8 protein-coding genes are annotated in these 13,792 nt (G+C 37.8%); 1 reads left to right on the top strand and 7 read right to left on the bottom strand.

The genetic code is table 11. From position 1 onward, the window contains the following. The first annotated feature begins 8 nt into the window (after positions 1 to 8). Entirely contained in the window at positions 9 to 3,740 is a 3,732-nt protein-coding gene (locus ACK4R1_RS10595; protein ID WP_409686641.1) for a metallophosphoesterase, read from the top strand. On the opposite strand, the gene ACK4R1_RS10590 is transcribed toward ACK4R1_RS10595, so the two are convergent. The 7 genes from ACK4R1_RS10590 to ACK4R1_RS10560 all read right to left on the bottom strand — a co-directional run. Then, the gene (locus tag ACK4R1_RS10590) at positions 3,723 to 4,598 is read right to left on the bottom strand and encodes a hypothetical protein (RefSeq protein WP_409686639.1); all 876 of its coding nucleotides are present in this window, start codon (positions 4,596 to 4,598) and stop codon (positions 3,723 to 3,725) included. The two genes, ACK4R1_RS10595 and ACK4R1_RS10590, sit on opposite strands and share 18 nt — an antisense overlap. A gap of 191 nt (positions 4,599 to 4,789) precedes the next feature. Next, on the bottom strand, positions 4,790 to 4,999 hold the full coding sequence (locus ACK4R1_RS10585; protein ID WP_409686637.1) for a hypothetical protein: 210 nt from the start codon (positions 4,997 to 4,999) through the stop codon (positions 4,790 to 4,792). Positions 5,000 to 5,029: 30 nt separating this feature from the next. After that, on the bottom strand, positions 5,030 to 6,460 hold the full coding sequence (locus tag ACK4R1_RS10580; protein WP_409686635.1) for an efflux transporter outer membrane subunit: 1,431 nt from the start codon (positions 6,458 to 6,460) through the stop codon (positions 5,030 to 5,032). Positions 6,461 to 6,479: 19 nt separating this feature from the next. Further along, positions 6,480 to 9,653 (bottom strand): efflux RND transporter permease subunit, encoded by a 3,174-nt coding sequence (locus ACK4R1_RS10575; protein ID WP_409686633.1) that lies wholly within the window; start codon positions 9,651 to 9,653, stop codon positions 6,480 to 6,482. Positions 9,654 to 9,678: 25 nt separating this feature from the next. Beyond that, the gene (locus ACK4R1_RS10570) at positions 9,679 to 10,809 is read right to left on the bottom strand and encodes an efflux RND transporter periplasmic adaptor subunit (protein WP_409686631.1); all 1,131 of its coding nucleotides are present in this window, start codon (positions 10,807 to 10,809) and stop codon (positions 9,679 to 9,681) included. A 241-nt stretch (positions 10,810 to 11,050) separates the two neighbouring features. Next, complete coding sequence (locus tag ACK4R1_RS10565; protein ID WP_409686629.1) at positions 11,051 to 11,629, bottom strand: TetR/AcrR family transcriptional regulator; 579 nt, start codon at positions 11,627 to 11,629, stop codon at positions 11,051 to 11,053. Between the two features lie 451 nt (positions 11,630 to 12,080). Continuing rightward, positions 12,081 to 13,792 (bottom strand): T9SS type B sorting domain-containing protein (locus tag ACK4R1_RS10560; protein WP_409686627.1); only part of this gene is annotated, 1,712 nt, incomplete at its 5' end.

Here is a 13,792-nt window from a genome sequence, read left to right as displayed (position 1 = left end):
TCCAAGTTATGAAATTGTTTTGTATCAACAGTGATACAAGCAAATATTGTATATTTTTTGTCGTAGTATGCTTCTTGGCATTACTACAATCTTGTGCTACACAGCAACCACAATACAACAAAAATAGCAATAAATCAGTTACTGTCGAAACAACTGATAGTATAAATGCAACCCATACTTTTTACCTTATAGGCGATGCAGGAAATGCCGGCGACAGCACAACCAATGCAACGCTTTCTAACCTAGAAAAAAGGTTAAATAAAGCAAACACTAACAGCACACTAATTTTCTTAGGCGACAATATTTATCCTATTGGAATGCCTGCAGACCAAAATCATCCCGAGTATGAATCGGCTGCCAAAAAAATCAACAGCCAATTGCAAATCACCAAAAATTTTAAAGGCAAAACTATTTTCATTCCGGGAAACCACGATTGGTACAGCGGTTTAGAAGGTTTAGAAGCCGAAGCCCAATTTGTGAATGAATTTTTAAAGGACAAAAACGCTTTTCAACCCAAAAAATTCTGCGCTATTGATGACCTAAAAATCACTAAAAATATTGTCTTGATTACCATTGACAGCCAATGGTTTTTAGAAGATTGGGAAAACCATCCGAAGATTAATGACAATTGCGAAATCAAAACCCGAGAAGGCTTTTTTGAAGAACTCGAAAATGTACTGAATAAAAATCAAGATAAGATTAAAATCATTGCACTACATCATCCATTACTCAGTAACGGAACGCATGGCGGTCAATTTTCTTGGGAAAAACAATTGTTTCCATTTGAAAGTAAGTTTCCTTTACCAATTTTAGGAAGCTTTTTAAACCTCACTCGAAAAACTTCAGGCATCAGTCCACAAGATTTGCAGAATAAAGCTTATCAAGTTTACATCAAACGAATCACCGCTTTATTACAAGGTCAAGACAATGTAGTAGTGGTTTCGGGTCATGACCATAATTTGCAATATTTAGAGAAAAACAACATCACGCAAATCATCAGCGGTTCAGGTTCAAAAACCGAAGCGGCACGAGCGGTTGGCAAGAATGATTTCTCTTATGGTGGCAATGGTTATGCGCAGATTACTATTGACAAAAACGAAGAAATGTTCATTAGTTATTTTGGTATTGAAAACAAAACCGAAAAACTGTTGTGGCAAACATCTATCCACAAAAAAACAAAAACTTCGGAAGTCAATTACCCAAATCAATTTCCAAAAACGACTTTGGCTTCAGTTTACACCAAAGAAATGACTACGAAAAGTTGGTTTCACAATTGGTTCTTAGGCAAACATTTCAAAGATTATTACAGTATTCCAATTGAAGTGAAAACAGTCAACCTAGATACTTTATTCGGCGGATTAAAACCCATGCAAGCCGGTGGCGGACACCAATCCAAATCCCTTCGCCTTAAAGATCTAAATGATAGAGAATATGTAATGCGTGCTTTGAAAAAAAGTGCTTCGCGTTTTTTACAATCAGTCGCGTTTAAAGACCAATATGTAGAAAAGGAATTTGAGAATACTTATGCGGAGAATTTCTTGTTGGATTTTTATACTACTTCGCATCCGTATACACCTTTTGCTGTAGCTGATTTAGCCGATAAAATTGGCGTCAGTCATAGTAATCCGGAGCTTTATTTCATTCCGAAACAAAATACTTTAGGTAAATTCAATGACAATTTTGGTGATGAATTGTACATGGTGGAAGAACGTCCAACGGATTCGCAAAAGGACCTAAAATCCTTTGGTAATCCTGACGCTATTATCAGTACCAACGACTTGCTTAAAAAATTACAAAAGAGCGAAAAAAACCAAGTCGATGAAAGTGCTTATATCCGTGCGCGTTTGTTTGACATGCTGATTGGCGATTGGGATCGACATTTTGACCAATGGCGTTGGGGTGAATACAAAAGCGACAACAAAACGATTTACAAACCGATTCCGCGTGACCGAGATCAAGCGTTTACCAAATATGACGGAGCCTTATTGGCGATTGTAATGAACATTCCCGATTTGCGTCACATGCAAACTTTCAAAGAAAGAATAAAAAATGTAAAATGGTTCAACCGCGAACCTTATCCTTTGGATATTACGTTTTTGAAAACGGCAACTGAAGCTGATTGGATTAAAGAAGCCCAATACATTCAAGACCATTTATCCGAAAATGACATAGCCAACGCATTCCAAAATCTGCCAAAGGAAATGCAAGATGAAACGATTGAAAGCATCAAGGCCAAATTAAAAATCAGAAAGAACGATTTGCAAAAATATGCTTCAGAATATTATAATGTATTGCAAAAAACCGTTGTAATTGTCGGCACTGAAGACAAAGACAAATTTGAAATCACTCGCCAAGCCAGTAACGAAACCAAAATCAAACAATTCCGACTGAGAAAAGAAGGCGAAAAATTGGTGCAAACTAAAACCATTTCGGGTAAGCAAACCAATGAAGTTTGGGTTTACGGTTTGGATGATGATGATTTATTTGTAGTAAACGGCAACGAAAAGTCAACCATTAAAATCAGATTAATCGGCGGACAAAATCATGATAATTACAAGGTTGAAAAAGGAAGAAAAGTGGTGATTTATGATTTTAAATCAAAGCAAAACACTTTCGAAACCGATTCGAAAACCAAAACCATTTTGACCGATGATTATGAAACCAATTTGTACGACTACAAAAAACCGCGTTTCAATGCTTGGACCGGTTTGCCTAGCATAGGTTTTAATCCGGATGATGGCGTAAAAATTGGCGGAATGTTGAACTATACGAATTACAGTTTCAAGCAAAATCCGTATACGCAAAAGCACACTTTTAAAGCGTTTTATTACTTTGCCACTAACGGATTTGAACTTTATTATGCTGCCAAGTTCCCGAAAGTTTTAGGCCAATGGGATTTTGATTTAGACACGCGTTTTACAAGTCCGAATTTTGCCATCAATTATTTTGGCTACGGAAACGAAACGGTTAATAATGACGATGATTTAGGCATGGATTACAACCGAGTACGGATACAAATGATCAAAGTTGAACCTTCAATCAAGAAAGTTGGAAAATATGGTAGTGAAATCAAATTGCAAACTTCATTTGAAAACATAGAAGTCGAAAGAACTACCGATCGTTTTGTCAATATTCCGGGTATTGTAAATCCTGAAGTTTTTGACTACCAACAATTCGCAGGCGGAAAATTGCAATACAGTTTTGAAAATTATGACAATGTTTCGAATCCAACCTTAGGGATGGGCTTCTTAATCTCCGGAGGTTGGAAAATGAATTTAAACGAAAGTCGAAAAAACTTCACCGAACTGGAAGCCAAATGGAATTTTAATCACAAAATCGACAAAAACGGCAAACTGGTTTTCGCAACACTTTTCAAAGGGAAAGCGATTCTAAATGACAATTTCGAATTCTATCAAGGTGCTACTTTGGGTGGTGATTATGATTTGAGAGGTTTTAGAAACGAGCGTTTTTTAGGCCAACAATCATTCTTTAACAGCAGCGATTTGCGATTGAGTTTAGGCAAAATCAGTGGTAGTTTAGTGCCAATGTCTTACGGCATTTTAGGCGGTTTTGATTATGGAAGAGTTTGGCTCGATGGCGAAAACTCCAACACTTGGCACAAATCCTATGGCGGCGGTTTATGGCTGAATGGTTTAGGCGTTGTAACGGCTAGAATAACTTATTTCAAAAGTGAGATTGATAATGCCCGAATTGCTTTTGGTTTAGGGTTTGGTTTTTAAACTTTCCACGTTGACTTCATAAACATTGCCACCGGTTTTTTTGTCTTTTTCATCCGCAATTAAAAGGGTATTATTATCTTTAAAACAAACAGCTTCTTTTTGAGAATAATGGTTCAATTCCAACACGGAAATTGTTCCGTTCAAAAAATCATCATCTTTGAAATTCTCAAACAACCAAACTTTACTATGACTCAACAAAACAAATTTGGAACCATCCGGACTGATGGCTGCACCGGTAATGGCGCTATCGTTATAGTCTTCTCCGGTTTTGTATTTGCCTAATAATTGCGCGGCGTGATGGCCTTCTTTATTAGGAACTTTATAAATTAAGGTTGTACCATCAAAGCCTTTGCTCCTATTCTTAGTAAACAAATAGAAGAAACCATTGAGTTCAAAAAAAGCTTCGCAATCGTAAAGTAATTCCTTTTTAGATGGTGGAAATTCGGTTTGCTCCGGATAATAAAACGATACTTTGTACTCCGGCGAGGGCATCATAGTTTCATCCTGAATGGCTGCTTTGCTGACTTTGTAAATGCCTAAATTTTTTCTATTGTTTTTGTTATTGCCAAAATCTCCAAAATATAAATTACCTTCTTTATCCGACGCTAAATCTTCCCAATCAATATTTTCAACACCAATAAGCGCATCCTTAATTTCTTTTCCATCCAAACCGATTTCATATAAAAAGCTGCCATTTCCACTATCTTGAATCACATAAAAAAAGTTTCCGTCTTTGGCATATTGCATACCCGAAACCTCTTTGAGGTGTTTGGGAAGTTTACAAAGCATGGTTAGTTCAGAATGCGTTTCCTGACAGCTGCAAAGAAAAAAGGAAAGAAGGGCAATATATATTTTCATAAGACACTATTTTGCATTGACTATAGCCACAAAGTTATCGAATATATTTCACTCTCTAATTCAACAAAAAAAAAGCCCCGGTTCATCACGCCGGGACTCCAACAAAAAATAATCACCTATCAATCTTTCTAACCGCTACTTAACAAACGGTTTCATTCTCAACGGACTATTTTCTTTTTCTATTATTTAAATCAATTAGCAAAGACTTGGTCTATATCAAATAAGTAAACATTTAGTTTTGATACTGTATCTTGTTTTACATTTTCAGTGTTGATTGGCTTTGCCAATTCGCCCATTAGGCTCGAGCCTTGCTTTTTAATTTCGGCTTTTTGATTCTCAATCGGGCTACAATCATTTCTCACGATACATTTCATGTGGTCAAAAAAAGTTATATTTTTCATAGTTAATTTTGTTTTGGTTTATACTTAAAATCATTCCCAGCCTCCGCCTAAAGCACGATACAATTCGACATTGGCTGCTAATCTTTCTTTCTTGATGGAAGCCAACTCCAATTCGGCTTGCAATAAATTGCCTTGGGCAATATTCACTTCCAAATAAGTCGCCATACCACTTTTGAAAAGCAAATTCGCATTCTCCACCGCTTTTTGTAAAGTAGTTACTCGCTCAGTTACAATTGTATATTGTTGTGTTTGTTTGTCAATTTTTACCAAAGCACTCGACACTTCGCCAACAGCTGCTAAAACCGTTTGTCTGAATTGAATCACGGCTTGGTCACGTTCCAATTTGGCTACTTCATATTGCGTTTTTAGTTTTTTTCCGTTTAACAAAGGTGCTGTTAATCCGCCGGCAACCGAACCGAATAAAGAAGCGGGAATATTGAACCAATTGCTCGATTCAAAAGAATTCACACCACCAACAGCGGTAATATTTAACGATGGATACAAACTGGCCTTTGTAATTCCAACCTTAGCATTCGCTGCTTTTAAAGCCAATTCCGCACTTTTCACATCCGGTCTTTTGCTCAACAATTGCGATGGAATTCCTGCAGACAAGTTTTCTCTTACTTCAATAGCTTCCAACTTGCTGGCTCTTGCTTTGGCTTCCGGAAAAGTGCCGGATAAAACACTTAAAGCATTTTCTTGTAATTGAATATTTTTCTCCAATTCAGGTACCAATTGAGCCGCAATTAATCTTTGTGCTTCGGTTTGTTGTTTACCTAATAAATTGATATTTCCTGCTTCATATTGTAAATTGACTGCAAATAAAGTACTGTCATTTAGTTCCAATGTTTTTTTGGCTATAGCCAATTGCGCATCGAGCATTAACAGGTCGTAAAATCCATTCGAAACAGAAGCTACTATTGTAGTTTGTAATGCTTTTTTTGCTTCAGCCGTTTGCATATATGCCGCTTGCGCTGCCTTTTTTCTGTTTCGGATTTTGCCCCAAATATCAGCTTCCCAAGACAGGTTTAAGCCTGCTGAATAATCCTCAATATGACTTTTGCCTAAAAACAGATTGGTACTAATCCCGTTCAAACTGTTGTCTGAAAGTCTGGTAGTTGTGGCATTCGCATAAGCATTTACTTGTGGTGCATTACCCCATTTGGTTTGCTTGAATTGCAAATTGGCTATCGCTATATTCTTTTCGGCTATTTGCAAATCGTTATTTTTAGCCAAAGCTTCGTCTATTAATTTGACCAAATCAGTTTCTCCAAAGAAAGATTTCCATTTGATATCGGCTATGTTGGTCGTATCTGCTTTGGTAACATTTCTGAAATTCTCCGGAACTTCAGGTTTAGCGGTTTGCTTCGCCAGTTCGCTTTCGCTCGAGTGCTGTGCCAATGAGGTAAAATTGACCATCATTAGCATAACCAACACACTTATTTTTATATATAGTTTCATAATCTTAATTTTTCTGTAATTATACTTGAGCTTGTTTTTCATTATTCAAAACTGCCAATGGTTTTCCTGTCACTTTTTCTTGTAAATACTGGAATGCAATGAACAGCACCGGAATAATAAATATCCCTAACAATACTCCTGAAACCATTCCACCTGCAGCACCAATACTAATCGAATGGTTACCCAAAGCTGATGGACCTGTCGCACGCATCATCGGAATTAATCCAACTACAAAGGCGAATGAAGTCATAATAATTGGTCTCAAACGTAATTTGGCGGCTTCTAAAGCGGAAGCCAAAAGTGATTTTCCTGCTTTTCTTCTTTGCACGGCATATTCTACAATCAGAATGGCATTTTTGGCAAGCAATCCTATAAGCATAATTAGCGCCACTTGTACGTAAATATTGTTTTCTATGCCGGTCAAACCAATGGCTGCAAATACTCCAAAGATTCCTGTTGGTATCGACAACAATACCGCTCCCGGAAGGATATAGCTTTCATATTGTGCTGCCAATAAGAAGAAGACAAATAGCAAGCTCAATCCGAATATTACGGCTGATTGTCCGGAAGAAGTGATTTCTTCATTGGTCAAGCCCGAAAATTCGATAGTGTAGCCTTTTGGCAACTTGGTTTCGGCCACTTCCTGTACCGCTTTAATGGCAGCACCAGAACTGAATCCGGGTTTGGCTATAGCATTAACTCCAATAGAATTAAACAAATTATATCTTGAAGCCGTTTCAGCACCGTTTACCGGTTTTAGTTTTACCAGTGAATTTACCGGTACCATTTCACCTGCTCTATTTTTGACAAAAATATTATTCATGGTTTCAGGATTATTTCTTGCTCCCGCTTCTGCCTGAACCATTACACGGTAATATTTTCCGAAACGGTTAAAATCTGAGGCTTGTGCACTACCATAATAAGTCTGCATCGCTTGGAGAATGTCTCTAACATTCACGCCTAATTGTTCGGCTTTTACATCATCGACTTCCATTTCCAATTGTGGAAAATCAGCTTTGAAACTGGTAAAGGCAAACGCTATTTCAGGACGTTTCATCAACTCGCCGATAAACTGTGTGCTGATACCACTAAACTTGCTGATGCTTCCTCCGGTTTTATCTTTCAATACAATGTCCAAAGCATCCACATTGCTAAAACCAGGTACAGTTGGGAACGTAAACACAAAGAAATTCGCCCCTTTTATGGTTCCTAATTTACCTCGAACATCGTTCATGATGTCATTGATATCCTGAAGTTCGCCGCGCTCTTTGGCTGGCTTCAATAAAATAAACGCAACTCCGGCCGAAGAACTAGTAGACGAAGTCAACAAATTAAAACCTGAAATGACATTCAGTACTTTTTTGGATGGCATGTTGCCTAATTGACCTTCTACTTCTTTCATTACGTTTTGAGTTCGTTCCAATGAAGCTCCGGCCGGCATTGATAGCGAAATCGCAATGAATCCTTGGTCTTCTGAAGGAATGAAACCGGTTGGCGTTGTTTTTACCATATAAACCGTTGCAGCAATCACAACAGCCAATCCACCAAAACTTACCCATCTGTTTTTGATTAAAAAGCGAAGGCTGTTTACATATTGGTTAGTTAATTTTGTAAACCCGCTGTTGAATCCGATAAAGAATTTTTCTTTAAAGTTTTTGGGCTTTTCATCGTCGTGATGATGGTTATCATGAGGCACATCTTTTAAGAATAAAGCAGCTAGCGCCGGACTCAAAGTCAATGCATTCACGGCAGAAATCACAATCGCAATCGCCAAAGTAAAGGCAAACTGACGGTAGAAAACTCCGGTAGAACCTTCCATAAATCCAACTGGTAAGAATACCGCCGACATCACTAAAGTAATCGAGATAATCGCGCCTGTAATTTCACTCATCGCCGAAGTTGTAGCCGCTTTGGCTGACAATTTCTTACTGTGCATTTTCTCGTGTACTGCTTCGACGACGACTATAGCATCATCGACGACAATTCCAATGGCCAATACAAGGGCAAAAAGGGTTAAAAGGTTCACGGAGAAACCAAAAATCTGCATAAAGAAGAACGTTCCTAAAATAGAAACCGGAACCGCAATGGCCGGAATTAAAGTCGCTCTAAAATCCTGAAGGAATAAGAACACAACAATAAATACTAAAATAAAAGCTTCAATTAAAGTTGATTTTACTTGAGCAATGGAAAGATCTAACGAGTCTTTGGTATTGTAAAGAATTAAGTGCTTTACATCTTTTGGAAAATCTTTTGAGGCTTTTTCCATCATTTCTTTGATGGCAATTTGCACATCGCTTGAATTAGAACCCGGCAATTGGAAAATACCTATATTCAAACCTGATTTTCCATCAATTCTGGTGCTGCTGGCATAAGTGTAGGAACCTAATTCTACACGGGCTACATCTTTCAAACGCAACACAGAACCGTCAGCATTAGAACGAATTACAATGTTTTCATATTCACCGGAATTGTTTAATTTTCCTTTGTATTTGATTACATATTCGAAGGCTTCTTTACTAGCTTCACCAAATCGACCCGGAGCTGCTTCCAAGTTTTTATCTTGAATGGCGCCAATTACTTCTCTTGGTGTCAAATTATAATTGGCCATTTTGGCCGGATTCAACCAAACACGCATTGAATAGTCCTTGTTTCCTCCAAAAGTGATAACCTGTCCTACACCCGGAATCCTTTTAAGATCAGGGATAATATTGATTTGTGCATAATTGGTCAAAAACGTCTGATCGTATTGTTTTTCATTTTCGGTATATAAATCGACTACCATCAACAAACTATTTTGTTTTTTGGTAGTTTGTATTCCGGCCTGAACCACTTCAGCCGGTAATTGACTTGTTGCTTGCGAAACTCTGTTTTGTACGTTTACCGAAGCTTGGTCCGGATCAGTGCCCAACTTGAAATTGACAGTAATTACGAGCGAACCATCATTACTGGCCGTTGAACTCATATAACTCATATTCTCAACTCCGTTGATGGCTTCTTCCAAAGAAGGCGCAACCGAACGTAAAACTGTTTCTGCATTGGCACCCGGATAAAGGGCAACAACTTGCACTGACGGTGGCGCAATATCGGGGAATTGCTGCAACGGAAGAGCCTTTAAGCCTATGGCTCCTAGGATCACAATAAGTATAGCGATGACTGTTGACAGCACTGGTCTGTCAATAAATTTTTGTAACATGATAAGGATGAATTAGTTTGTCTTATTAAATTTTGGCGACTACTTTTTTAGAATTCTCTGGAATGATGGTTGCACCGTCAGGCAGATTTTCAAAGCCTTTAAGTACAATTCGGTCTCCGGTGGCAATGCCCTCTTTGATTAAATAATCGGTTCCACTTTTAGCAGAAACAACTACAGGTTGTCTGGTAACTGCATTCTTTTTATCCACTAAGAATACATAAATTTTGTCCTGAATTTCAATCGTAGCTTCTTGTGGAACCACAATAGCATTTTGGTGTTGCATGCTGATTTTTACTCTTCCGGTATTTCCGGAACGCAATAGTGCATTGTCATTGGGGAATTTGGCTCTCAAAGTAATGGCTCCGGTAGTTTTATCAAATTGGCCATCAACCATATCGATTTTTCCTTTTTCGGCATAAATGGTATTGTCGGATAACACTAATGAGACTGGTGCTAATCCTTTTAATTTGTCATTCACTGAATTGCCTTTGTATTGTGATTTGAAGTTTATAAAATCATTTTCACTTAATGAAAAATAAGCATACACTTCTTTAATATCAGACAATTTGGTCAAAGCTTCTGGATCAGCCGGGCTTATTAAACTCCCTTGTTTTCTTGGTAATCTGCCGATGTATCCGTTAACCGGTGCTTTAATGACAGTATAACCTAAGTTGATTTGGGCTGTGGCCAGAACCGCTTTTGATTGTGCTACCGTTGCTTTGGCAATCGCCAAATTCGCTTTAGCGGTTTTCAACTGATAGTCTGAGACCACTTTGTTTTGAACCAATGGCAAAAGTTTTTCAACTTCCAATTGCGCATTAATAGCTGCAGCTTCAGCAGCATTTAAACTAGCCGTTGCATTATTGTACTGCTGACGGTAAGGATTATCATTAATTTTAAATAAAGGCTGTCCTGCAGTTACATAAGCCCCTTCATCCACATAAATCTTATCCAAAGTACCGCTAACTTGTGCTCTAATTTCAACATCTGTTTTGCCTTGGATGGCAACAGGATATTCAGTATCAGTAGTCGTTGATTGGTAAGCGATATCTAAAACCGGTAAAGTGGCCGGTGCGCTTGCAGGTGCGCCTGCATTTTTGTCGGCACAACTGGCTAAAAATAGAGCCATTAAGCTCAAGGTAATTACTTTCTTCATAATGATTGTTTTGATAGTTATTGTTTTTTGTTTTTGATTCTTATTTATTGTTGCTTTCATGTGCTCTTTTTGAAATAAACGTTCCAGAATTATAGCTGTTTATTAAAAATTTAGTTACTGTTAAACTATTCATTCTGAAACGATTGTTCCAGAATTAAAGCTGTTTTTTATAATTATTATAGTTATTCTGAACAGTCATTTTTTGAAATGATTGTTCCAGAATTATTGTTAAAAAAAAGTATTATCGGGTAATACTTTTAATAAGATATTCAGACATTTTTTTGATAATAATTGGATCTTGGTTTAAAATAAAAGCCTGTTTCCAACCGGTAAATGTCGTCATGATATATTCTGCTAATAAAGAGGCATCTTCACTGCCATCCAACTCACCATCATCTATCGCTTTTTGGATTAGGTTGGTCATTAACTCTCGGTATAATACGCTACTTTTAGTTAACACATTCCTAACCTCTATATCTTCGGGAGCTATTTCAAAAACCGTTTTAATCCCCAAACACCCTTTTTCAGAATCTACAACCCAGGCTGCTTTATCACGAATGATATTGATTAACGCCTGTAATGCCGATTTTTCTTTAGCTACTTTTTCTTGTGTTTCCTTTAAACCGGCTTCGGCATAAACAGTTACACATTTTATAAATAAACAATGTTTGTCTCCAATGGTATTGTACAAACTGCTTCGGTTAATCTGCATGGCATCTACTAAATCCTGCATAGAAGTACCGTGATAGCCTTTTTCCCAAAAGACGTTCATAGCTTTTTCTATTATCTCACATTCATTAAATTCAACACTGCGTGCCATGGTATTTTAATTTCTGGGACAAAGATATAATTAATTCTGAAACGGTTGTTTCAGAATTAACATTTTTTTTTAAAAATTTATTATACGATTTTAAAAATCTCAATTTTATCAAGTGCTCAGCAGTAATTTCAATAAAACAAAAACGTTAAAAAATAAATCATGTGGCGTTTTTTTATTTTATTACGTCAGTTCGCTTCGCTCAGGTTAGGAGCAAACCATCCTGCTTTCTTTCACTACTGCTCCCGCTTTCCGCTACAATCTTTTTATTGCTTTGTCACCCTGAGTGCAGTCGAAGGGCTTTTCTTCAAATCAATAAAAAGGATTTCCTCTGCAATCGGGGCTAATCATCACATAATTGCTTCTTAGTATTTTTTTGTCATCCTAAGCTTGTTTAAGAGCATCACAACAAAAAAGCCACTCAATTGAGTGGCTTTCTTTATTTGTGTAATTCTTATCGTTTCAACGAGAAGTGTGCTTTAAATTGCTTCATACCGCCTTGCTCCGGATAATCCACCGTAAACCAGTAATCCGTTGAAGGCAATGGCTGTCCGTTGTAGGTACCATCCCATCCTTCTCCTGCCGAACTGATTTGTTTCAACAGTTTGCCATAACGGTCAAAGATGTAAATCTTAGTCATCCCGGAGAAGCTCTCCAATCCTCTCACATTCCATGTATCATGGATACCATCACCATTCGGGGTAAAGTAATGTGGATAATCAATCACCTGAACTCCGGAGATAAATTCTACTCCACAAGAATAACCGCTTGAATCTCTAACATCCCAAACATAGATAGTGTGTTCTCCTATAGGAACATTCTCAAACACATTACTCACTTGTCTTGGTCCGTCATCCAAACTGTATTCATAAACGCCATAACCTTCATAGCTCACCGTAATTATCTGATTCTCTGCAAAAGCATTAGTCACAGTATAACTAATATTTGTCGCCGGTCCTGAACGAACAACTTCAAAAGTCGCTTCTGCATCAATCAATGAAGTACAACCCAACAATGGCGGGTCAATACTAACTGCCTCAACTGTGTAAATAACACTGTCTGAGGCAATATCCGTTACGGGATAGGTACTCGAGTTAGCGCCCTGAATCAATACTCCGTCTGCATACCAATTAAAGGTATAGTTAGGCGCCGTAATACCACTGTCTAATATCAAATTATTGGTTACAGCTACAGTATTGTAGACAACACAAGCTATATTACTACCCGTGTTGCTCGTGATAATTGGCTCTGCCAATTGCTCAATAATAACATCAAAAGAATCCAATACATAACATCCCGTTATGGTATTCTCAATGCGTACCCAATAAGTACCCGTTTGCACTTGATAAGTATCTAAACCGGTTAGTGCATTGGCAGAGTTACCCGACTCAGCATCTGACTGACTGTTATAATAAAACTCTACAATGTAAGTTGGGGCTGTTTGCGTCGGTCCTAACAAATCATCTATATAACCGGCCAAACTCGCCTGGGCATTAGCCGGATTTTGGAGATACAACATCATACCATCATTCACCCCATCAACATTATCACACTCTCTCATATCACCCATAACAATGTTGATACTCGGTTTTGGGTTGACCAAAATGTTAAACTGACCTACTACACTCTGACAGCCAGTAGCATCATTGGTGGCTTGAACATAAATCGTCTGTGGATTACTAAGGTTGGTATAAGTCGTTGGATTGGTTATTTCAATAGTCATCGCGGCATCTTCATAAAACACCACACTGTAAGTTGGCGGAGTTGGATTGTTGGCCAATAATGACGCTGTTTGTGTGGTTAAATCAAAAACTTCAAAGCCATCATTCACACCCGATGGATCCGCCTCACAAATTTGATAATCTACTATAATAGCTACATTCGGCAAAGGATTAACCGTTAAAGGTTGTTCCACTAGTACAAAACAATGATTACCAAAAGAGTCTACTCTATTATTCTCTACTCGTATCCATACACTTTGCTCGGCTGGGTCAACATCTCCTACTAAAGCAGCTGTAGGGTTCATTATCTCATTTTGCGGTACCAAAGCATCTGCTTGGCTGTGGTAATAATGCAATGTCAAACTTGGATCACCATTTAAGATGTAATTCGCATTTAACGTTAAATTGAATACTTCTTGCATATCGCCAGGGTTATTGTTATCAC

The sequence above is a fragment of the Flavobacterium sp. genome, assembly GCF_046293665.1.
Taxonomy (GTDB): domain Bacteria; phylum Bacteroidota; class Bacteroidia; order Flavobacteriales; family Flavobacteriaceae; genus Flavobacterium.
Note: the sequence above shows the minus strand (reverse complement) of the source record. Positions and strands in the feature narration are given on the sequence as shown.